This is a genomic window from Geodermatophilus marinus (genome assembly GCF_003428645.1).
GTDB lineage: Bacteria > Actinomycetota > Actinomycetes > Mycobacteriales > Geodermatophilaceae > Geodermatophilus.
Map to the genome: position 1 here is coordinate 1 of NZ_QVQH01000043.1, position 21594 is coordinate 21594.

Annotated in this window: 17 protein-coding genes and 1 pseudogene; 13 read left to right on the forward strand and 5 right to left on the reverse strand. The window is 72.6% G+C overall.

The features are described 5' to 3' along the window. Window positions 1-256 precede the first annotated feature (256 nt). A complete protein-coding gene (locus tag D0Z06_RS24150) occupies window positions 257-658 on the reverse strand; it encodes a helix-turn-helix domain-containing protein (RefSeq protein ID WP_199522518.1) in 402 nt (133 codons plus the stop codon). Window positions 659-886: 228 nt separating this feature from the next. On the opposite strand from D0Z06_RS24150, the gene D0Z06_RS24155 reads away from it, so the two are divergent. From D0Z06_RS24155 to D0Z06_RS24190, 8 genes are read left to right on the forward strand one after another with little or no spacing between them, the layout of a single operon-like run. Further along, window positions 887-1171 carry a transposase gene (locus D0Z06_RS24155; RefSeq protein WP_158580072.1) on the forward strand — a complete coding sequence of 95 codons (285 nt, stop codon included), beginning with the start codon at window positions 887-889 and terminating at the stop codon, window positions 1169-1171. Continuing rightward, window positions 1168-1878: an IS3 family transposase gene (locus D0Z06_RS24160; protein ID WP_117380100.1), complete on the forward strand. Its 711-nt coding sequence runs from the start codon at window positions 1168-1170 to the stop codon at window positions 1876-1878. Before D0Z06_RS24155 ends, D0Z06_RS24160 begins: the two co-directional genes overlap by 4 nt. A gap of 19 nt (window positions 1879-1897) precedes the next feature. Beyond that, window positions 1898-3250: an IS30 family transposase gene (locus tag D0Z06_RS24165; protein ID WP_458339540.1), complete on the forward strand. Its 1353-nt coding sequence runs from the start codon at window positions 1898-1900 to the stop codon at window positions 3248-3250. Continuing rightward, window positions 3234-4622, forward strand: coding sequence for a VgrG-related protein (locus D0Z06_RS24170; RefSeq protein ID WP_199522519.1), 1389 nt, complete (start codon window positions 3234-3236; stop codon window positions 4620-4622). Before D0Z06_RS24165 ends, D0Z06_RS24170 begins: the two co-directional genes overlap by 17 nt. Window positions 4623-4636: 14 nt before the next feature. Next, entirely contained in the window at window positions 4637-4921 is a 285-nt protein-coding gene (locus D0Z06_RS24175; RefSeq protein ID WP_117380102.1) for a PAAR domain-containing protein, read from the forward strand. 2 nt (window positions 4922-4923) lie between these two features. Further along, window positions 4924-5382, forward strand: a complete 459-nt coding sequence (locus D0Z06_RS24180; RefSeq protein WP_117380103.1) for a GPW/gp25 family protein — start codon at window positions 4924-4926, stop codon at window positions 5380-5382. A gap of 12 nt (window positions 5383-5394) precedes the next feature. Beyond that, the gene (locus D0Z06_RS24185; protein WP_199522520.1) at window positions 5395-7332 is read left to right on the forward strand and encodes a putative baseplate assembly protein; all 1938 of its coding nucleotides are present in this window, start codon (window positions 5395-5397) and stop codon (window positions 7330-7332) included. Continuing rightward, window positions 7329-7862 carry a phage tail protein I gene (locus tag D0Z06_RS24190; protein WP_117380105.1) on the forward strand — a complete coding sequence of 178 codons (534 nt, stop codon included), beginning with the start codon at window positions 7329-7331 and terminating at the stop codon, window positions 7860-7862. Before D0Z06_RS24185 ends, D0Z06_RS24190 begins: the two co-directional genes overlap by 4 nt. An 11-nt stretch (window positions 7863-7873) precedes the next feature. Here the strand turns inward: D0Z06_RS24190 and D0Z06_RS24195 are convergent, their stop codons facing one another. The 3 genes and pseudogenes from D0Z06_RS24195 to fxsT form a co-directional block, all read right to left on the reverse strand. After that, window positions 7874-9043 (reverse strand): AfsR/SARP family transcriptional regulator, encoded by a 1170-nt coding sequence (locus tag D0Z06_RS24195; protein ID WP_117380106.1) that lies wholly within the window; start codon window positions 9041-9043, stop codon window positions 7874-7876. Between the two features lie 1291 nt (window positions 9044-10334). Next, window positions 10335-10733: pseudogene (locus tag D0Z06_RS27235) on the reverse strand (AAA family ATPase); the annotation flags it as partial. A gap of 310 nt (window positions 10734-11043) precedes the next feature. After that, window positions 11044-14559, reverse strand: a complete 3516-nt coding sequence (fxsT, locus tag D0Z06_RS24200; RefSeq protein ID WP_458339539.1) for an FxSxx-COOH system tetratricopeptide repeat protein — start codon at window positions 14557-14559, stop codon at window positions 11044-11046. Between the two features lie 1309 nt (window positions 14560-15868). Between fxsT and D0Z06_RS24205 the strand changes: the two genes are divergently transcribed. After that, the gene (locus D0Z06_RS24205) at window positions 15869-16165 is read left to right on the forward strand and encodes a hypothetical protein (RefSeq protein ID WP_147332121.1); all 297 of its coding nucleotides are present in this window, start codon (window positions 15869-15871) and stop codon (window positions 16163-16165) included. Window positions 16166-16853: 688 nt separating this feature from the next. Continuing rightward, window positions 16854-17534, forward strand: a complete 681-nt coding sequence (locus D0Z06_RS25560) for an EAL domain-containing protein (protein WP_255419380.1) — start codon at window positions 16854-16856, stop codon at window positions 17532-17534. A gap of 47 nt (window positions 17535-17581) precedes the next feature. On the opposite strand, the gene D0Z06_RS24215 is transcribed toward D0Z06_RS25560, so the two are convergent. After that, window positions 17582-17836, reverse strand: a complete 255-nt coding sequence (locus tag D0Z06_RS24215) for a hypothetical protein (RefSeq protein WP_147332122.1) — start codon at window positions 17834-17836, stop codon at window positions 17582-17584. 698 nt (window positions 17837-18534) lie between these two features. On the opposite strand from D0Z06_RS24215, the gene D0Z06_RS24220 reads away from it, so the two are divergent. The 3 genes from D0Z06_RS24220 to D0Z06_RS24235 all read left to right on the forward strand — a co-directional run bounded on the left by D0Z06_RS24220 (window position 18535) and on the right by D0Z06_RS24235 (window position 21240). Continuing rightward, on the forward strand, window positions 18535-19686 hold the full coding sequence (locus tag D0Z06_RS24220) for a hypothetical protein (protein ID WP_117380110.1): 1152 nt from the start codon (window positions 18535-18537) through the stop codon (window positions 19684-19686). Next, window positions 19674-20363 (forward strand): class F sortase, encoded by a 690-nt coding sequence (locus D0Z06_RS24225; RefSeq protein WP_117380111.1) that lies wholly within the window; start codon window positions 19674-19676, stop codon window positions 20361-20363. Before D0Z06_RS24220 ends, D0Z06_RS24225 begins: the two co-directional genes overlap by 13 nt. A gap of 685 nt (window positions 20364-21048) precedes the next feature. Beyond that, on the forward strand, window positions 21049-21240 hold the full coding sequence (locus D0Z06_RS24235; RefSeq protein WP_117380113.1) for a hypothetical protein: 192 nt from the start codon (window positions 21049-21051) through the stop codon (window positions 21238-21240). Window positions 21241-21594 lie beyond the last annotated feature (354 nt).

Below are 21594 nucleotides of genomic sequence, written 5' to 3' on the forward strand. Positions count from 1 at the left end.
CCCTTACGGGCCACGGCGATGACGTCACGCCGGAACTCCGGCGGGAACGGCTTGGGCACGATGCTGATCCTTCCAGCGAGGCCGCAGCCTCACAGGCAAGGAGTCAACTGAACCGGGGGCAGTCCCACAGCCGGAGAAGCCGATCTAGTGCCGCGTCAGGCAACCTTTGCCCGGTTGGTCTGTGCGCCTCGGCGGATGATCTTGCGGAGGGTGGGATCGGTGGTGTGCCGGTTCCGCCAGGCGATGTAGCGGCGGATCATCCGGCCCTGCTCGCGGTGGTCGGTGTGATCGGTGCCGTCGAGGGTGAAGTAGCGCAGCGCGGTGAACTGCGGCTCGATCCGGTGGCCGGGCGGGACAGCGCGATCTGCTTGATCCGCACCCGCTGCGGCAGGCTGAACTTCGGTGGCCGGCCACCGGCATAGCGCGGTGCCAGGGAGTCGACGCCGTCGGCGTCGAAGTTGTGCAGCACGTCGCGCACCCGATCCGGGCTGGTGAAGGTGACCTCGGCGATCTTGGCCACCGGCATGCCCTGCGCGGACAGGAGCACCATCTGCGCCCGCCGCCAGGTCACCACCGACCCGGTGCCGCGGCGCACGATCCGCAGCAGCCGGTTGCCCTCCTCGTCGCTGATCGGCCGGACCTGCACGCGCTGCACCATCTCGCATCTCCTGCGGGGAAGTCAGGATCAGACGAGACGACGGTTCCAGCCCTCAACACCGACAGACACCCGTACGTGCGCGGCTACGGTTCAAGGGGTCGCAGCCGCGGCACTAGGTTGCCAAGACAGACCCAGTCTGCACCGGGCCTACCAGCTCAAGGAGGGGACTGCTGCAGCCTGAGTTGACACTCGTTCTGCGGGACCTTGTTCCGCGGGAAGGATGTCGCTGTGCCCAAGAAGTTCCCGCCGGAGTTCAAGCGCGATGTCGTCCGGGTTGCCCGCCGCGGTGACCTGAGTCAGGCCGAGGTCGCGGCCGACTTCGACATCTCGGTCGAGTCGGTGCGCCGCTGGATGCGCCAGGCCGACATCGACGACGGGGTCGTCGACGGGCAGACCAGCGCAGAGCAGAACGAGCTCGTGCAGCTGCGCCGGGAGAAGCGGCGGCTGGAGATGGAGAACGAGATCCTGCGCCGAGCGGCGGCCTACTTCGCCGCCGGCAGCCTCCCAAAATGAGCTACCCGCTGGTCCGTGATCTGGCCGCCGAGGGCATCCCGGTGCGGCTGACCTGCGGGGTCCTCGGCTTCAGCCCGCAGGCGTACTACGCATGGCTCGCTGCCCCCATCAGTCCGCGCGAGCTCGAGGACGCCTATCTGATCAACGCCCTGATCGATGCGCACAGCGACGATCCGGAATTTGGCTACCGGTTCCTGGCCGACGAGCTCGCCCGCGCCGGCGTGGTCGTCGGCGAGCGTCGGATCTGGCGGCTGTGCTCGCAGCAGAAGCTGTGGTCGACCACAGTGCGCAAGGGGCGCCGAGGCAGCGGAAAGATGCCCGGCCCGGCCGTGCACGACGACCGCCTGCAGCGCCAGTTCACCGCGCCGGCACCGGACCAGGTGTGGGTCACCGACATCACCGAGCACCCGACCGCCGAGGGCAAGCTCTACTGCTGCGCGATCAAGGACCTGTTCAGCAACCGCATCGTCGGCTACGCGATCGATGAGCGGATGACCGCGCAGCTGGCCGTCACCGCGCTCCGCACCGCCGCGGCGCGGCGCCGGCCGGCGGGCGTTGTGGTGGTCCACAGCGACCGCGGGTCGCAAGGCGAATTCCACTGGTCGTCGCAACACCTTGATCTTGGAGGTGTGCGGCGTGGTGACGGCGGACTGGAGCAAGAAGACCAGCGATGTTCCCGAGGACTTGCGTCGGCAGTGGCGGGCTGACCGTGCTCTTCGGCCGGCGATGCGCTCGCCTGGCCGTCCAGAGCCCTCGCGGGCGGTGCAGCGTGAGTTCTGGCGGCTGATCGCCACCGGGGTCACCACGGTCGAGGCGTCGCTGGCGGTGGGCGTGTCCTGGCCGGTGGGCACCCGGTGGTTTCGCCACGCTGGCGGCATGCCGCCGATCTCGCTGGCCGAGCCCACCGGCCGGTACTTGACGTTCGAGGAGCGCGAGGAGATCGCGATCTTGCGCGCGACGGGCGCCGGGGTCCGCCAGATCGCCCGCGTTGTGCAGCGCGATCCGGCGACGATCTCGCGTGAGCTGCGCCGCAACGCTGCCACCCGCGGCGGTCGGCCCGAATATCGCGCGACGGTCGCCCAGTGGAAGGCCCAGCAGGCCGCCAAGCGCCCCAAGGTCGCCAAGCTGGTGACCAACCAGCGCCTGCGCGACTACGTTCAGGAACGCTTGAACGGCACCGTGCGGCGCGCGGATGGAACGATCGTGGTGGGGCCGGTCGCGGCCGGGTGGAAGGGTCGCAAGATGAAGCCCCACCGGGCAGATCGGCGCTGGGTGACGGCCTGGAGCCCGCAGCAGATCAGCAACCGCCTCGTGTTGGATTTCCCCGAGGATGAGTCGATGCGGATCAGCCACGAGGCGATCTACCAGGCGCTGTTCATCCAGGGCCGTGGTGCCCTCAAGCGTGAGCTCGTCGCGTGCCTGCGCACCGGACGGGCGTTGCGCGAGCCACGAGCTCGCACGCGCAACAAGCCCCAGGGGCACGTCACCGCCGACGTGGTCTTCAGCCAGCGGCCCGCCGATGCCGCCGACCGAGCCGTTCCAGGCCACTGGGAAGGCGACCTGATCATCGGCACCGGCCGGTCGGCGATCGGCACGCTCGTCGAGCGCTCGAGCCGCTCGACGCTGCTGGTGCACCTACCCCGCCTGGCAGGCTGGGGCCAGCAGCCGGCGGTGAAGAACGGTCCCTCGCTCGGCGGCTACGGGGCTATCGCGATGAACGCGGCGCTGACCGCGTCGATGACGCGACTGCCCGATCAGCTGCGGCAGACGCTCACCTGGGACCGCGGCAAAGAACTCTCCGGCCACGCCCAGTTCGCTCTCGACACCGGCACCAAGGTGTTCTTCGCCGACCCGCACTCGCCCTGGCAGCGACCGACGAACGAGAACACCAACGGACTGCTCCGCCAGTACTTCCCCAAGGGGACCGACCTGTCCCGGTGGTCCGCCGAGGACCTCGAAGCCGTCGCGCTGACGATCAACGACAGGCCCCGAAAAGTCCTGGGCTGGAGGACTCCCGCCGAGGTCTTCGCCGAGCAACTACTGTCCCTCCAACAGCCCGGTGGTGCATCGACCGGTTGAACCCGCCCAGTCCGGCACCGACGACTGGCGGTTTCTCACCGGGCTGGCCCGCGAGATTGGCTACGAGGTCGCCGTCCGGGACGGCGCGTTCAGCTTCACCCGCCCCCGGGCCGCCACCGACGCCCCCGACGCCGGTGGCCGCCCGGCCACCGACCCGCTCGTGCTGCACCTGGGCACCGACCTGCTCCGGCTGCGCACCACCGTCACCGCGGCCGAGCAGGTCGGCCAGGTCGAGGTGCGCGGCTGGGACGTGGCCCGCAAGCAGGCCCTGGTCGGCACCGCGCCGGCGCGTACCCGCAGCGCCGAGCTGCCGTCGGTCACCCCGGCCGGCCTGGCCGGCACCTTCGGCGATCCGGTGCACGTCGCCGGCGACGTTCCCTACCGGGCGCAGGCCGAGGTGGACAGCGCCGCCGAGGCCCTCGCCGACCGGATCGCCGGCGCCTTCGCCGAGCTGGACGCCGTGGCCCGCGGCAACCCCGAGCTGCGCGCCGGCAGCGCCGTCGCGCTGGCGAACCTCGGCGAGCCCTTCGACGGCAAGTACACGATCACCGCCGCCCGGCACCGCTACGACGCGGCCGGGGGCTACACCACGATGTTCTCGGTCAGCGGCCGGCAGGAGCGCAGCCTGTACGGCCTGGCCTCGGGCGGGCCGCCGGCGCCTGCCCTGCCCGGGGTCGTCATCGCTCAGGTCAGCGACGTCAACGATCCGCTGGAGCAGGGCCGGGTGCAGCTGACCTATCCCTGGCTGTCCGACGATCACGTCAGCGACTGGGCCCGCACCGTCCAGCCCGGCGCCGGCAAGGACCGCGGCGCCATGGTCGTCCCGGAGGTCGGCGACGAGGTGCTCGTGGCCTTCGAGCAGGGCGACGTCCGCCAGCCCTACGTGCTCGGCGGGCTGTACAACGGCGTCGACACCCCGGCGCCGGGGCCGGTCGGCCCGGTCGACCCGAGCTCCGGCGCGGTCAACCGCCGCTCGGTGGTGTCCCGCCGCGGCCACCGGGTGGACCTGCTCGACGAGGACGGCCGTACCGAGGGGATCAGCCTGGCCACCGGGGACGGCGCGCTACGCCTGGCGCTGGACGCGGTGGGCGCGCAGGTGACCGTGCGCAGTGACGGCACCGTGCAGGTCACCGGCCGGCGGGGCGTGGTGGTCGACGCCGGCGACGCGCGGCTGGACCTGAAGGCCGGGCAGATCGCCCTGGCCGCCCGCGGCGGCGTGACGATCGACGGCGGCGGGGGGGCGGTGGAGGTCACCACCGGCGCGGTGCTGTCGCTCACCGGCACCACGGCAACGCTCGAGGGCCGGGGGCAGACCGAGGTCAAGGGCGGCGCGCTGTGCACGGTGCGCGCCGGGATGGTCCGCATCAACTGAGAACGGAGGAGGCCATGCCACCGGCAGCCCGCGTCGGCGACCTCACGGCCCACCCGGGGGTGCTCATGCCGCCCGGCGTGCCCACCGTCCTGATCGGCGGGCGGCCCGCCGCGGTGGTCACCACCCCGCACGTCTGCAACCTCACGCCACCGGCGGGCCCGCACCCGCCGTCGGTGGTGATGCCACCCGGTGCGGCGACGGTGCTGATCGGCGGGCTGCCCGCGGCACGCGTCGGTGACCTGTCCGGCTGCGGCTCGCCGATCGTCGCCGGCGAGCCGACCGTCGTGATCGGCGGCTGACCATGGTCGCGCAGTTCGTCGGTGCCGGCTGGGCGTTCCCGGTGCGGACCGACCCGACCGGCGGCATCGCGCTGGTCGCCCGGGAGCGGGAGATCGAGGAGGCGATCCGGTTGATCCTCGGCACGGCCCCCGGCGAGCGGCCGATGCGTCCGGAGTTCGGCTGCCGCATCCACGACCTGGTCTTCGGCCCGGCCAACGCCTCCACGGCCGGGGAGATCGCCTACGAGGTGCGGGCCGCGCTGGCGCGCTGGGAGCCGCGGATCGACGTGCTCGACGTGGCGGTCGGCTTCGCCCGGGAGCACACCGGGACCGTGTACGTCGACGTGCAGTACGCCGTCCGCGGGAGCAACGACCCGCGCAACCTCGTCTTCCCCTTCTACGTCATCCCCGACCACGCCCCGCCCGAGCGCGCCGGTCTTCCGGCGCCGGACGGCGGTGTCCCGGCCGCCTCGGAGGGCTGAGGGATGCTCCCCGTGCCCGACCTCGACGACCGCACCTTCCAGGACCTGGTGGACGACGCCAAGCGGCTTTTGCAGCAGCGCTGCCCGGAGTGGAGCGACCACAACGTCTCCGACCCCGGCGTCACGCTCATCGAGGCCGTCGCCCAGATGGTCGACCAGCTCGTCTACCGGCTCAACCGGGTGCCCGACCGGCACTACCTGAAGTTCCTCGAGCTGCTCGGCCTCGAGCTGCGGCCGCCGGCGGCCGCCCGCGGCGAGGTGACGTTCTGGCTGTCGGCTGCGCAGCCCCAGCCGGTGCTGGTGCGCGCCGAGACGCAGGTGGCCACCCCGCGCACCGACGTCGGGGAGCCGGTCGTCTTCTCCACCGCCGAGGAGTTGGCGATCTTGCCCTGCTCCTGGGCCCGCGCCGGCTCGGCGGCGGCCGGGCAGGAGCCGGTCGACCACACCGCCGCGCTGGAGCGCAGCGGCGGCTTCGAGTGCTTCTCGCCGGTTCCGCAGGTGGGCGACGCGCTGCTGGTCGGGTTGAGCAACGCCGTCCCGTCGTGCGCGGTCGTGGTGCGGATGGACTGCGAGGTCCGGGGCGTCGGCGTCGACCCGCGCCGCCCGCCGCTGCAGTGGGAGGCGTGGACGCCAAGGGGCTGGGTGGAGTGCGAGGTCGAGCGCGACGGGACGGGCGGGTTCAACCGCGCCGGCGACGTCCTGCTGCACGTGCCCCGGGAGCACGCGGCCCCGGTGCTGGCCCGGCAGCGGGCCGGCTGGCTGCGCTGCCGGCTGGTCGAAGCACGCCCGGACCAGCCCACCTACACCGCCTCACCGCTGATCCGCCGGCTGTCGGCGTTCACCGTCGGCGGCACCGTGCGCGTCGTGCACGCCGAGGCGGTGCGCGACGAGGACCTGGGCACCTCGGACGGCACGCCCGGCCAGCGCTTTCCGCTGCAGCGGCGGCCGGTGGTGTCCGGCGCGGCCGACGTCCTGCACGTCACGGGCGGGCCGGGCCGGGAGGACTGGACGAGGGTGCCGCACTTCGCCGCCTCCGGCCCGGACGACCGGCACTTCCGGATCGACCCGGTCGCCGGGGAGGTGCAGTTCGGGCCGGCGGTGCGGGAACCGGACGGCGCCCTGCGGCACTACGGTGCCGTGCCGCCGAAAGCCGCGCGGCTGCGGCTGCCGCGCTACCTGGCCGGCGGGGGGCCGAGCGGCAACGTGGCCCGCGGCCAGGTGCGGGTGCTCAAGACCAGCCTGCCCTACGTCACCCGGGTCGAGAACCGGCGGGCCGCGGGGGGCGGCGTGGCCGGGGAGTCGCTGGCGGACGCCCGGATGCGGGCGCCCGTGCTGCTGCGCACCCGGGACCGGGCGGTCACCGCGGAGGACTTCGAGCACCTCGCCCGTGAGATCGCCCCGGACGCCGCCCGGGTCCGCTGCCTGCCGACCGACGGCACCGACCCGCTGGGCGTGCGGCTGGTGGTCGTCCCGTACGTCGACTCCGACGAGACGGGGCGGGTGAGCCTGGCCGCGCTGCGCCCGGCCGACCCGCGCCTGCTGCAGGAGATCACGGCCCACCTCGACCGGCGCCGCCTCGTCGGCACCCGGTTGCTGGTGCAATGGGCCGGGTACCACGCCGTCACCGCGGTGGTCGACGTCGCGGCCCGCCCCGGGCACCGGCCGCCCGAGGTGCGCGCCGCGGTGCTGCGCGCCCTGCACGGCTACCTGCACCCCGTCGACGGCGGCCCGGACCGCAGCGGCTGGCCGCTCGGGCAGCCGCTGCACGCCCGTGAGCTGGTCGGCGTCCTCGGCGGGGTGCCCGGCGTGGACCTCGGTCAGCAGGTCACCGTGCAGCTGCTGCCCGCCGACCCGGGCACCGGCCGGCGCGGCGACCCGGTGGAGCGGCTCGACCTGGCCCCCGACGAGCTGGTCCTCTCCTACGGCCACCAGGTCCAGGTGCGGTCGTGAGAGGCACGCTGCCCGGTCTGGCCACCCCGTTCCCGCTCGGACCCGGCCTGCCCGGGCTCTACCAGGACGACGACCTGGTGCAGCGGCTGTGCGCCGCGCTGGACGAGGTCCTGGCGCCGGTGGTCACCACCCTGGACTGCCTGCCCGCCTACCTGGACCCGGCCACCGCCCCCGCCGACCTGGTCGACTGGCTGGCCGGCTGGGTGGGCGTCGCGCTGGACGACGTTCCGCCCGCCCGCCGCCGCCGATTGGTGGCGACCGCGGCCGTCGTGCACCGCCGGCGGGGGACGCTGCGCGGGGTGCGGGAGGCGCTCACCGCCTGGTTCGGCGTGGCGGCGGAGGTGACCGAGTCCGGCGGCGCCGCCTGGTCGGCCGAGCCCGGGGCCGCCCTGCCGGGCAGCGCCGAGCCGTTCCTGCTGGTCCGGATCCGGGTGGCCGACCTGGCCACCGTGGACGTCCGCCGGGTGGACGCCCTGGTCGCCGCGGTCAAGCCGGCGCACGTGCCGCACCGGGTCGAGGTAGTGCAGTGACGTGCGGGCGGTCAGCGGACCGCGGACGCCGCCGGAACGGGACGGGGAGGGGGCGGCTGCGGCACGCCGAGCTCGGCGGCGACGGCCGCGTGCTCGCGCTGGGCGCGGCGGGCCGCCGTCCGGTCACCGGCCTGCTCGTGCAGCGCGACGAGCAGCGTCCACACGCTGTCCTGGTAGGGGTCCAGCGCCAGGGAGCGGCGGGCGGCGACCAGGCCGTCCGGGACCTGCCCGAGGTGCAGGTGGTCGGCGGCGAGCTCTCCGGCGGCCCGGGCGACAGCGCGGCGGAGCCGGTCCCGCTCCGGCACAACCCAGTCGGCGGGACCGTCCTCCGGAAGGAGGTCCCCCCGGTACAGCTGCAGCACGCGGTGCCCGGCCGCGGTCGCGGCGCCGAGGTTGCCGTGGCCCCGTGCGGCCGCAGCCGCGGTCAGCGCCGTGTCGACGTCCCGGACGTCGATGCGGGCGGTCGGCGGCAGGTCGAGCCGGTAGGCCTCCCCGCAGCGCACGATCCGGACGGTGCCCGCCGGCGGGGCCCGGTCCAGGGCCGTGCGCAGCCCGGAGACCGCGACCTGCAGCCGGTGCACGCCCGTGGCGAGGTCCACCCCCGGCCACAGCGCCTCGACGAGGCACTCCCGGTGCACGTCGGCGCCGGCCGCCAGCGCGAGCCTGCGGAGCAGGGCCAGGGCCCGCGGGCGCACGCCGGACCACACGGTCGGGCGGCCGGCGACGCGCAGCCGGAACCCGCCCAGCAGCCCGAGGTCCACCGTCTCCGCTCCCGGCGCGGCGCGCCCTCCCGTCCCGGCTCCGGGGATTAGCGCACGGGGTCCGGGCGGAGAGAGCCAGCCGGCCGGCGAGGGCGGCACCAGCCCGACGGTCCGGGCCGCCGCCGCGGCACGGCCCGCCGCCCCTGCTGCGGGTTGGCCGGCCGCCTCCAGCGCAGCCGCGGTGAGCACGTGGGCCCATGCCGCGAGGACCGGTGCGTGCAGGTGGTCGAAGACCGCGGCCGCCTCGGACAGCGCGTCCGGGGCCGCACCGCTGCCGGCGCGCACCAGGAGGGCACCCCGGGCGAGCATCGCCAGGCCGAGGCCCCACAGGTCCCCGCTGGCCCGGCACTGGTCGAGCAGGCCTTCGGCGAGCGATGTTCCGGGCGCGTCTGCGAGGGGCGCCCGGACCGCACAGGCCATCCGTTCGAACCAGGGCTGGCCGGGCCACCTCGGCGGAGAGGGCGGCCCGCTCCAGCCGGTCGGCGACGCCCGGTGCACCGGTCACGAGCTCGACGGTGCCGCCGGCGACGAGGGCGGCGAGCTGCTCCACGGATCCGGGCTCCGCGTCGTCGGCGACCGCGTGCAGGAGCGGGCCGGCCTCGGCCACGCGGCCGGCGAGCAGGGCGGACAGGCCGGAGAGGAGGCGTTCGGGGATCGGATCGGCGGATCCGTCTAGACGGTTTCGGGGCGGCAGCCGGACGGTGGCCGCGCGCACCCGCTCGGTCCAGTGCAGGTCCGGGCCGTGCTCGGGGACCCGTCCCGGCTGCTGCGGACCGGGCAGCCACCGGCCGGCCAGAAGCCGTTCCCGGCGGCAGCGCTCGCGGGCGCCCGGGTCGGGCAGCAGATTCTCGGCGTGGGCGAAGGCCGCCACGGCCTCACCGACGGCGCCCCGCCGCAGCCGGTGCCGGGCCTCGGCGAACGACAGCCACGGGTCCTCGGCCAGCATGCGCGGCGGCAGGCACTCGGTCAGACCGGGCCGGACGTCGTCGGCCAGCCGGGCGCCCGCCCGTGTCAGCAGCTCGGACACCGATCCCCAGTCCTCGGCCCGGGCGTAGCCCCGGAGGGCCTCCTGCGGATGGCCGGCTCGCGCCAGGACGTCCGCGGCCCGCTGGAACCACCGGCGGGCCGCGTCCGGGCCCACGTCGTCCTCCAGCGCGGCCTCCAGGTGGTCCCGGAAGACCCGGTGGTAGCGGAAGGTGCGGCCGCCGTCGTCGGAGGTCGTGAACAACTGGGCGTCCTCGAGCTGCTGCAGGACCGCCTGGCTCCCCGACGTCCCGAGCAGTTCGTCGCACAGCGGCCCGTTGAGCAGCCCCAGGGCGCAGGTGCGGGTCACGAAGAACCGGTGCAGGCCGCTCAGCCCGTCGAGGACGTTCTGGGCGAGGTAGGAGCGGATGAGCCGGGATCGGCCGCCGAGGGCGGCGATCGCCGCCCGCCGCTCGGCGGCGCTGCGGCCCGCCGTGGCGAGCCTGAACAGCTGGAGCCCGGCCGCCCAGCCCTCGGTCCGTCGTGCGAGTGCCGCGACCGGTTCGGGGCCCAGCGGCTCGCCGAGGACCGCGGCGAACAACTGCTCGACCTCACACGCCCGGAAGCGCAGGTCGTCGGCGCCCACCTCGTGCAGCAGCCCGGCGACCTGCAGGCGGGAGAGGTTGACCGCAGGGCGTCGGCGGGACCCGAGCAGGATCCGCAGCGCCGGTGGCCGCAGGGAGAGCAGCCGGGCAAGCGCGGCCTCGGCGGGGGTGTCGGCGAGTTCCTGGACGTCGTCGAGCACGAGCAGCACCGGGGCACCGGAACGGTCGTCGAACGCGTGGAGGACGTCGTCGCACGTCGTCGCTCCGGGCGGAACGGGCGCGATCCCGTCGAGCGCGGCAGCGACGTGGTGGATGAGGGCGGTCTCCTGCGCGTCCTCGGCCTCGGCCCGGTACCACGCCACCGGCCGGGCGCTCAGCGCGGCGACCTGGGCGAGCAAGGTCGTCTTCCCGCAGCCGGCGGGAGCGACCACGAGGCCGAGCGGTGCGGCGGCCGGGCCCGTGAGGGGTTCGAGGAGCCGTTGCCGTCGGAGCCCGCCGGACGCGGGAGGTCGAACCTTCTGGGTGAGGACCCGGTCCACCATGTCGGCCTCACACCCCGGACGTGGTCACGCCAGCGCCAGCACCGGTGTGGGGACGACGGTCAAGACGGGCGAGCAGATGAGAAGGGTCTCCGACGCCGAGAACGGCGAGGGTGCCGAACCGCCCCTCCGGAGCTGCGCGAGAGGCCGCACCTGTCCCGAGCGCCCTGGTCCGTCGTGGCGCTTCCGGAGGCATTCCCGGTTCCTCCCAGGTCTCGCCGTCGGTGCCGGTACAGGCTCCGCGGAGGGTGCATGACACCCGCAGAGACCGTGCAGAGGCTTCCTGGCCGCGCACCCCGGGTCGGGGGCTGTGCTACTTCGCCGCTGCGGTGCCAGGAGGTGGACGTGATCGGGTGGCCTGCGTCAGGAGCAGCATCACCGGGTGATCAGAGCCGAGCACTCGGCGGCTGCGGTGCAGTGTGTCCTCGCCCAGCTCGAGGGCTCCTCGGGCATCGCCCAGCTCGGCGAGCGCGGTGGTCAGGCCGGCCGCGGCCACCAGGGGAATCGCGTGGTCCGGGCCGAACACCCGGCGACAGCGCTGCAGGGTGTCCTCGCCCAGCGCACGAGCCGCGTGTGCCTCACCCAGTCGGGCCAGGGCGGCGGTGAGGCCGGCCGCGGTCAGGAGGGGGATGGCGTGGTCGAGGCTGAGCAGTCGGCGGCAGCGCTGCAGGGTGTCCTCGCCCAGCTCGCGGGCCGTCTGCGACGCGCCCAGCTCGGCGAGGGCGGTGGTGAGGCTGCCCGCAGCCACCAAGGTGATCGCGTGGTTCGGCCCGAGCACCCGGCGGCAGCGCTGCAGTGTGTCCTCACCGAGGTCACGGGCCGCGGGCGCGTCCCCCAGCTCGGCGAGGGCGGTGATGAGGAAGGCCGCCGCCCACAGGGTCGTCGGGTTCTCCGGGCCGAACACCCGGCGACAACGCTGCAGCGTGTCCTCTCCCACGTCACAGCCCGCCGCTGCCTCACCGACTCCGACCAGGGCGGTCGTGAACGCGGCTGCCGCCCACAGCGTGGTGGGGTGGTCGAGGCCGAACACCCGGCGACAGCGCTGCAGGGTGTCCTCGGCGAGATCCCGGGCCGTCGGCGCCTCACCCAGTGCGGCGAGAGCGGTGGTGAGGAAAGCCGCCGCCCACAGGGTGGTGGGGTGGTCGGACCCGAGCACCCGGCGACAGCGCTGGAGTGTGTCCTCCCCGACGTCACGGGCCGCCTGCGGCCTGCCCAGCATCTCCGATGCGGACGTGAGGGCGGCCGCGGCCCGCAGGGTGGTGGGGTGGTCGGGGCCGAGCACCCGGCGACAGCGCTGCAGGGTGTCCTGGCCCAGATCGCGGGCCGCCGCAGCGTCACCCATGCCGCAGAGGGCGAACGTGGCGGTGCCCGCGGCAGCCAGGCTGTCGGGGTGGTCGACCCCGAGGTGCGCCTGCCAGCGGTCGAGCAGCTGTGCGGCCACGGCCCGGCTGCCGTGGCTGTCTCCCTTGGCGTGCAGGTACCGGGCGACGTCCAGGACGAGGTGGCGGTTGGCGGGTGAGTGGTCTGCCTGCGGGGCGGTGGCGAGCGCATGCGGGGCCAGGTCGGCGTAGGCGGGCCAGGTGGCCGGGTCCTCAGGATCGCCCGGATGCGCCGCGGCGAGCAACGCCGCGGCCTGACTAACGGCGCGTTGCCGTTGGTCGCAGCGCAGTTGCTGGTCAATGACCGCCTGGAGCAGCCGGTGGACCTGGAAGCCGTCGGGATGACGGCGGGCCAGGGAGTAGCCCACCAGGGCGCCGACGGCGTCGGTCAGCGCGTCTTGGTCGGCAGCTGCGGCACGCAGCGGCTCGTCGAGAACCTCCGGGTGATCACCGATCAAGGACAGCGGGATGGGTTCGGGGGCGAGGAAGGCGGCCAGTTCTAGCAGGCGTACCCCGGCCGGATCGTGCGCGCCCAACCGCTCCAGGGACAGCGCCCAGGTGGTGTCGAGCCGCCCGGCGTAGCCGACCACGTCTCCTTTGCCCAGCAGGGTCGCGCGGCGGGTACGGAACCGGCGCAGGTAGTCCGCCGGCGGAAGACCGGTCTGGTCCAGGAAGGCGGCGGCCTGGGCGACGGCCAGGGGAAGGTCACCCAGTTCGGCGGCGAGCTTGTCGGCCAACTCGACATCGAGGCCGGGGAGCCGCGCCTGCAGCAGCGCGATCGTCTCCGCCCGGGTGAGCACGTCGACCTCCAGCCGGCCACCGAGGGCTCCCCAGCCCGGCGAGCGGGAGGTGATCAGCACGTGCCCGGCTCCACCGGGGCGATACCCCGCCACGTCCTGCGGATGCTCTGCGTTGTCGAAGACCAGCAGCCACCGGTCCCGGCAACGGAGCTCGGTCAGCAGCCGATCGACGGTGTCGGTCGCCGTCGGCCCGAGCGGCAGGTGCAGACGCGCCGCGAGGGTGGCGAGCTGGTCGGGGATGAGCACGGGCTGCTCGGCATCGATCCACCAGCTCACGTCGTAGCCGGCGGCATACCGATGCGCGTACTCGAGCGCCAGCTGGGTCTTGCCGACTCCGCCCAGCCCGTAGAGCGCCTGCACGACCAGCATCGGCTCCTCCGCACTCAGACGCCGGCGGAGCTCGACCAGCATGCCGTCCCGGCCGGTGAAGTGCGGATTGCGGGCCGGCACCTTCCACGCTTGCGCCAGCCGACCGGTGGACCCAGACGGCGCCCCTTCGGCGGAAGCTGCCGGCCGTCCGGCCAGCGGTGGCGATGAGTTCCTGCCCCGCTCCTCCGCGCCGTCCGGGTGCGGCGCAGCGCCGTCCCGGACCACGGTGTCCGAGGTCGCACGGGCCACCGGGTCGGTTACAGGCGCTGCCGGCAGGTCCAGGGCGGGGTCGTGGCGGAGGACCGCGGTGTGCAGCCGTTGCAGCTGCGCGTCGGGGTCGACGCCCAGCTCCTCGGCGAGCCGGGCCCGCAGAGCCCCGTAGGCGTCCAGCGCGTGCGCTTGCCGTCCGCAGCGGTAGAGCGCGAGGACCAGTTGGCCGCACAGCCGCTCGCGCAGCGGCTCGGCCTGGACCAAGGCCTCCAGCTCACCCACCAGCAGGCTGTGCCTTCCGCAGGCCAGCTCGGCCGCGATGCGGTCCTCGACCGCTTGCAGACGCTCTTCGTGCAGCCGGTGGGCGTGACCGCGCAGCGCCTCCAGGTCCTGCAGGCCCATGAACGCCGGCCCTCGCCACAGCGACAGGGCCTCGCGCAGCAACTCCGCCGCGTCGCTGCACGCCCCGGCGGCCAAGGCCTGCCGGCCTCCGCCCACGAGGACGCCGAACCGCTGGAGGTCGACCTGTTCGGGCAGCACTCGCAGCACGTAGCCCCGACCCTGGGTGCGCAGCACCTGCCACCCGCGGACGTCCGGGCCCCGGGGGGTGTCCGGCTCCAGCGCCGCCCGCAACTGCGCGATGTAGCTGCGCAGCACCGCCGCCGCGGTGCGCGGCGGAGTTCCGTCCCACGCCTCCTCGATGAGCTGCTCGGTAGGCACGACCTGGTTCGCCCGCACGGCCAGCAGAGCCAGGAGCGCCTGGGGCCGCGGACCACCGATCGCGACCGCCCGACCGGATCGAACGACCTCCAGGGGGCCCAGGAGGCGCACCTGAAGATCGGAACGGCTGCACGTGCGGCCCTGCACCACGATGTCCCCCAGCAGGTCTCGTGGACCTGCCCCGCAGTCCCATGTCGGCGCCCGCCCGACGCTCGGGCCACGCCGTCGTTCTGCAGAACTTCTGCAGCCCCTCGACACCCACTGCGCACGGTAGCGCTCGACCGGCCGTCTTGTAACCGGCCGGGTGTCCGGGACCTGGGGAAGAGTCATGTGCCGTATGCCACGCACCATTGATGCGGCGCACCAGGTTCTCCTCGCCGGTTCACTGCCGGCCGGGGCTAGTCGGTCGGAGAACGTCGCACCATTAGAAGTTGACGCCGTTCCCGGCGCTCATCGCCCGGTGCGACGCCAACCGATGCACGGCAGGCTAGCTCGGCGGCAGCTCAACGTTTCACGCTCGACGGCGCGGACGACCGCAGCGTCATCCTCCCGAAGCGGCCAACTCTTCGGCGAGGAGCAGAGGCATTCGACTGGTCATTACCGACGACGGCGGACTTAACGACGTGGGATAGCCCCAGGCTCGTCATGCCTCTGACGACGCGACGACTAGGTGGTCATCGACTACAGGGAAAGGATGTCTCATGACCATGGAACTAGACCGTGACGCCGACAACTTCCCAAAGGACCCGCAAGCGGTTAGACGTCTGGAGCGATACGCGGAGCTAGGGGACTATGGTCCGCCCCAAGCTATTGACGACTACACATGGACCATCACCACCCCGCGATACGTCGTACCACTCGCAAAATCACGCCGTCTAGGTGTCCGACTACGTTCAGCGACCATTGTTTCCGTCAGAAATGAATCGAGCCAGGTCAACCTCGTATCGGTCGCCTTCTACGACGGTCCAACTGCCGGGCCTCCGGTTCACTACCTACCGTATTCCCTTCCTCCCTTCTTCAGTGGGGTGTTCTCTTCTCGCCTCCTTCCGAGCGATTATGTCCGACCGAGCACCTTCCCTTCAAGTCCGCTGGATTTCCAGGGTTACGCCATCGTGAGCTCTCAGCACTCAGACATATCCGTCCATGCAGCTCTGTACTACACGGCTGCACCGGCGGAAGGTGATATTGAGGGAGAGCTACTGACTGTAAGTGATCTAAGAATCGTCAGGGCTGGACAAGGGAACAGAGGGGACTGAACGTTACCTTGGAAGCGACCGAAGGGAAGCGGGAGCCCTGGGTGTGTCATCTGCTTAGCGATAACTTCTGGATGAGACCGTCGACTCGCGCAAGATGGCCCATGCCTGATCCCGCAGGATCGAGCCTGGCACGAGCAAAGAGGTTATTGCAGGCAATACTGTGCCTGCCGCCCACGCGCCGCAAATCCAGCGACCATCAAGGTGCTTTGATCACTGTCGGACCTGATCCTCCCGTCATCATTAGAAGCGGCGTCATGCCTGATGGCGCAAATACCTAGCGCCGTGCGCCGGCTCCAGTGGTGGCAGGGCAAGAGCGACATCCGTAGGGCTCCTGTCAAGCAATCTTCACCCTTGTAAATGCGCCCTGAAACATGCGCGAATCACCGTTTTAGGAGGTAATGAACGTGCGGAGCATCGAGCGACATCATGCAATCCAACTGGAAGGTGAGGACAGGGAGCGCTTGGCTCGACTTTATGAGGAAATGGCAGGCAAGGCCCAGGAGATCGCCCTCATGATGGCTCGTATCCTTAAGAAGCGTGGCACCTGGTCGGAGTTGATTATCCGACCGGCCGATGCAAACCGCTCCGCCGACGAAGTGCAGACCGACTGGGTCGATCTAGAAATCTTCCTCACGCCTGAGGGCGAGACTCTCGGTTGCTACGACTATAACAACAATTTAGCTGGACCTTGCCCAGAGTAGTGATTCGAGAAGCCGCGCCCGCCCGTTGTGCAGCAGATCCTGGCCAGAGCGCGAGCATCCCGCGGAAAGCCCCGGCCGGCACGTCCCGAGGCTTGATGCCGGCCATCAGGAGGGCTGCACGGCCGTTACCCCGGCGCACCCTGGCAGGCGGCCCGCCATCACAGCGGTCGTCAGCGGGGGAGGCGGGGGAGCAGCCGGCGGTCCCGCCGGGTCGCGGACGTCACCCTCGAGCGCGGGTAGCCGGTGACGGCCTTGTCGTAGCGGATGGCGCCGGCGGTGCCCAGGGCCAGCGGCGGGCGTCCCAGGGCGCCCCACCTAGCCCCATTTTTCCCCCATCAAACACGGGCGAACAAGAGTGTGGAACGGTCAGCAGCGGTCCTTAGACCCCGGCAAAGCACCTGCTCAAAGGGATGCAGAGGTCGGCAGCGGACAAAAGGGGTTAGGTGCGACCGGCCAATCGCAGGGTTACTGGTTCAAGTCCAGTCGGGGGAGCAAAGTCGCAGGTCAGGCCCTCGCTGGCCAGCGTGACCTTGAGGCATCCCATGACAAACCCCTAACTTTGCGGGACGACCGGGCGGGGCGTCTGGCACCGCGGGCGGTAGGGAATCCACCAGGGTTCCGTCGGGCTGAGGGCGCTGGCCGCGGACTCGATCGATACCCGGCAGCTCGTTCCTCCAGTTTCTCTCCAGTGGTCGCGTTGCCCGACCGTCGCGTCGTCGCCGCCGAGACCCTCGTCCGCTGGAGCCTGCCCGGCGGCGGGCCGGCGGCCCCAGAGGACTTCATCGCGATCGCCGAGGACACCGGCTTGATCATCCGGCTGGGCCGCGCCGTCCTGCGCCAGGCGTGCGAAGCGGCGACGCGGTGGCCGGCTGCGGTCGCTGCTGCCCGGATCGCGGTCAACGTCAGCGCCGTCGAGCTGCGCCATCCCGGCTACGCCGCCGGGGTGCTGCAGACCTTGGCCGACACCGGGCTGCCCGCCGACCGGCTGGAACTGGAGATCACCGAGACCCAGTGGGTCGTCCACGCCGGCGACACGGCAACCGCCCTCAGCGAACTCACCCAGGCCGGCGTGCACCTGGTCCTGGACGACTTCGGCACCGGCTACTCCTCCTTCAGCTACCTGGCCGACATGCCGGTCACGGGGGTGAAGATCGATCGGTCGTTCATGGCTGGTCTGACCGGTGACCCGCGATCGGCTAGCATCGTGCGCGCCATCCTGCGCATGGCCACCGAGTTGGACCTCGAGGTCACAGCCGAGGGCGTGGAGACCCAGGAGCAGCTCGACTTTTTGATTGGGCACGGCTGCCCGCGCGCCCAGGGCTTCCTGTTCGGCCGCCCACGTGCAGGGACGTCATGGGTGCCGGGCTGACCGGTCGGCGATCGGCGGGTCGGTTTGCTGCGCCGTGCGCTCGGGTCCTAAGCATCGCGCGTCGGTGGGGACTGCAGCGAGCGGGCGCGCCAGCGGGTGGCGCGGTGACCGCTCGAGATCACCGGTGCTGCGCACTGCCAGCCGAGCCGCGTTTCGGCGTCGCGGACGATCATGACCGCGACGAGGCCAGGGCAGGTTTCTCGGGGAGCGATGAGCTCGAGCGCCTGGCCCTCGTGGCGCGATCCGGGGAGCGCCTGGGCGGCGACCTCGGTGAGGTCGTCGAGGTCGCCGACGTCGATCACGACGGGACGCCCCTCGCCGACCGGCACGGTATTCCCCGAGCGTCACGACATCCGGGCCCAGTGCACGGTGAGCAGGATGGACAGGAGGTACGCAGAACCCAGACGTGTCCAGGTCAGCCCGTCCGGTGACCTCCACCCGCCGCTCGAGCGCAGGACGGGACAGCAGCGGGTTGCGCCCGGCCGCCTGCACCGACAGCGGCATCACGTGTTCGACGCCCGCCGCGACGACGGGCGTCGAGGAACGGCTGGAGGCCGGCGGCCCGCGCCACGTCGGGCGGGCGCAGAAGGAGCAGTCAGTGCACGCCGTCGAGAGCGACCAACTAGGAGGTGGAGTTCGCCAGAGCGAGGCGCGCCACCGGCACGCCCGGGGGCATGAGCCCGCCCGCTGCAAGTCGCGGGCACGAGCCCGGACGTCGAAGCCCAACCGCGTCCGTCGGCGAGCGGGACACGCACGACGTCCCGCAGGGCCGCGGCTGATGGCCGGATGCAGTCGAACACGGTGACACGGCCCTCTGACCGCGTGGGTCGGTGGCGCAAGTGATGCGGCGTCGACTGAGCGTCAGGTCACATCACGGTCTCGCGTCGTCACAGCGCATTGGACTTGCGTGTCAGCACGGATCGAAATGGATCGGTCACGTTACGTTTCGCCAGCAGTCAGCGCCACCGGGGCGTTGCGGTCGCCGGAAGGTGTCCTGTCCATGTCTTCCCCCAGCTCAGCCCGTCGGCCGCAGGTCCAGCGTCTCGGGCTCGTCGGCGTCGGCACGGCCCTCCTCCTGGTCGGGATCGCGTCCCCTGCCGGCGCTGCGACCGATGTCGTCATCCCCCTCGAGCCGACCGAGGTCCTGCTGACCGCCTTCCCGGTGGAGAACCTCGGCGGATCCATGGACCCGATGGCGGACCCGAACGCAGCGCTCACCCCCACGCCGGTAGAGGTCCGGTACGGCGGGACCATCACCGTGGACCTGCCCGCGGAGCTCGACGACAGCGGCGTCGGAGCCGAGCTGGTCTTCGACGACGACGCCGACGGCACGCCCGAGGCGACGTACTCCTCCAGCCTGGCACCCGCAGACCCCAACCACCTGGCCGTGACCGGCCAGGGCACCGGCAGCATCACCGTCACCCTGCCGGCCGACGACCCGGTCGCCGGCGACGACGCCGTCCTGCTGCTCGAGCCGCTCGACTCGACCCTGAGCCCGGCGTTCACGGTCGTGGACCCGGTGTCCTACGCGCTCGGCTTCGCCGCGGCCGCGCCGGCCGCGCAGACCGTGCAGCCCGAGCTCATCGCGGCCTCGCAGGTGCCGTGCGCCATCACGTCCACCACGCGGTGCCCGTTCCCGACCCCGGTGACGGCCGGTTCGACCGTCGGGCTGGACCTGACCGCCGGTTCGCCGCTGCGGGAACTCGGCATCACCGACCTCACCGGCGTCGTGGTCGGGCTCGCGGCCGTGGATGCCGACGGTGTGCCCACCGGTGCCGCGGCGACCCTCCCGGTCCAGGTCGCCGGCGCGAGGGCGAGCTTCGCCGTCCCGGCCGGCACGGCGGCCGGCACCTACGGCCTCGTGGTCGCCCAGCCGGTGCCGTCGGGTGGCGCCTCGGTCGTGGCCGTCGAGCTCGTCGTGGAGCCCCCGGCCGCCGCGCCGGTCGCCGCTCCGCCCGCGGCCCCGAGCCAGCCGGTGGTCAACGATGGCCTGCGCTCGAACACCGGCGTGGAGCCGGTCGCAGACGGCGCCGGAGGCCAGGTCGCGGTGGCCGCCGGAGCGGGCATGCTGCTGCTGGCCGGGGTGGGCGGCGCGGTCGTCGTCCGCGGCCGGCGCCGTCCGGCCGCCGAAAGCGGGACGTGCGGCGCCTGATCCGGCCGGGCCGGCGCGCCACCGCCGCTGGGGCGTTCGCCGCCTTCGGCCTCGCCGGGGCCGCGCTGCTCGCCGTCGGTCTGGCCGACGGCGAGCAGCCGGCCGGGGCCGCCGGGTCCGGGAGCCCCGCGGCCGCGGCCACCGGACCCGGGAACCCGGCGGCCGCGCCGCCGGACGAGGCGCAGCCGACGCTCCCCCCGGAGGGGACCGTGCTGCCGACGCCGTCCTCCGCCGTGCACGTGACCGTCCCGGCCCTCGGCCTGGACCTGCCCGTGCTCCCGCTGACCCCGCGGCGCGGGGCGATCAACCCGCCCACCCTCACCGCGGCCTACTGGATCGAGCCCTACGGCGACCCGGTCGGCGCGGCCGGGCAGGCCGACAACACCCTGTACCTCGCCGCGCACTCCACCGGGACCGGTGCGTACGGCTTCGACCCGCTGATGGAGCCCGACGGCGGGGGTAGCACCCTCGAGGCCGGGGACGTGATCGAGGTCAGCACCCCGGAGGGGACGGTCAGCTACACCGTCGAGCACACCCGGCGCTACGCCAAGGGGCAGTTGCCGGACGCCGCTGAGGTGTGGGAGGCGGCGCCGGGCCGGCTGGTGCTCATCACCTGCTTCCAGCGCGGCAACGGCCGGGCCTCGACCGAGAACCTGGTAATCACCGCCGAGTCCTGAGGCCACACCGACCGACCGAACTGTCCTGCCTCAGCTCGGCATCCCGGCTCCGGGAGGCAGGATGACCTCCGTGACGAGCCCGGAGCAGAGCCGGATCGCGATGCTGCGCGACCTGCTGATTCTGACCCAGCGCTCGTCCACCGGTCCGACAGGAGCATCCACAACAGCCACCAGGCCGAGGGGCCCGGCCGTGCAGCCGGGGACCGAGTGCTGCAGGTTGAGTTGACACCGCTCGAGGCGCTGCAGGGACAGGTGCATCGCAAGTTGGGCGCCCATCCAGTAGCCGAGAAATCAAGTGGCCGACGAGGTGAGTGCGGCCCGGGACGAGAGGACCTCGTCGGCCACGATCCGGGCCATGTCGACGTGGTGGATCTCGGCGCCGCAGCGAATTTTGTGTAGCAGCAATACCCATGTGCTCCTCGATCGAACAGGCTCAGCATGAACACCCCCTGCGCCAGTCTCAACCGCATTCAAAGTGCCCAGATCGCACCTGACCTGATCCCTTCGTCCTGCGTATGTGACTTCCACACCGCTGCTTAAATCGCTTTCGCCTTGAGTGCTTCCATTTCTGCGGCGTTGTGTCGGCGGTCACGCCGTTGCGGTGTCCGACATCATCTCCCGTCGTACTACGGGTACCGGTTTCCATGGAAGAATAAGAACCACGATCTCCGTCGGGAAGGACCTCATGAGCACCCGCCTCACCGCCGACCTCCAGTTCCCCTCCTGGGAGGATCACCTCGAGGTCGGCCTCGCCCGCGCCGGGCTGACCCGGCGTGCCGAGCCGACGCCCTCACGTCGCCCGCGTGCCGGCCTCGCACTGGTGGGCGACCTGCAGGACATCGCCGGGGTGCTCGAGGTCCTCGACCGCCAGCGCTGACGGTCGTCGATGGCTCTGTGGCTCGCGTGAGTAGCGGGCACGTGCGGAAGGCCGCAGCGCACGTCTCGGCGTCGCATCGTGGGACTCGAGGTTCCTGGGCGAGCTGTTCCTGACCTCCGCGGTCGGTGATCCTGCGTTGCACGCGAACGGGTCACCGGGAGCAGCTGGCGTCGCCAACGGGCGGGAGGGCGTCCGCCGAGCCGGAGCAGTCGCGGGGGCAGCACACGTGTCAACGACGGCCCAAAGTTGACCCCCTAGCGACGGCTGAAAGTTGACCCCCTCGTGGTCATGCGTCTTCGGTGGCGGCCGCGTGTGGGCGGCCGAGGTCGCGGTCCTTGAGTCGGTAGCTGTCGC

Excerpts from the sequence above, each read along its gene's own strand:
- D0Z06_RS24180 (WP_117380103.1), top strand. The coding sequence starts at position 4,924 with ATGGTCGCGCAGTTCGTCGGTGCCGGCTGGGCGTTCCCGGTGCGGACC.
- D0Z06_RS24165 (WP_458339540.1), top strand. The coding sequence starts at position 1,898 with ATGCGCTCGCCTGGCCGTCCAGAGCCCTCGCGGGCGGTGCAGCGTGAG.
- fxsT (WP_458339539.1), bottom strand. The coding sequence starts at position 14,559 with ATGGTGCGTGGCATACGGCACATGACTCTTCCCCAGGTCCCGGACACC.
- D0Z06_RS24195 (WP_117380106.1), bottom strand. The coding sequence starts at position 9,043 with ATGGCCTGTGCGGTCCGGGCGCCCCTCGCAGACGCGCCCGGAACATCG.
- D0Z06_RS24235 (WP_117380113.1), top strand. The coding sequence starts at position 21,049 with ATGAGCACCCGCCTCACCGCCGACCTCCAGTTCCCCTCCTGGGAGGAT.
- D0Z06_RS24160 (WP_117380100.1), top strand. The coding sequence starts at position 1,168 with ATGAGCTACCCGCTGGTCCGTGATCTGGCCGCCGAGGGCATCCCGGTG.
- D0Z06_RS24175 (WP_117380102.1), top strand. The coding sequence starts at position 4,637 with ATGCCACCGGCAGCCCGCGTCGGCGACCTCACGGCCCACCCGGGGGTG.
- D0Z06_RS24220 (WP_117380110.1), top strand. The coding sequence starts at position 18,535 with ATGTCTTCCCCCAGCTCAGCCCGTCGGCCGCAGGTCCAGCGTCTCGGG.
- D0Z06_RS24150 (WP_199522518.1), bottom strand. The coding sequence starts at position 658 with ATGGTGCAGCGCGTGCAGGTCCGGCCGATCAGCGACGAGGAGGGCAAC.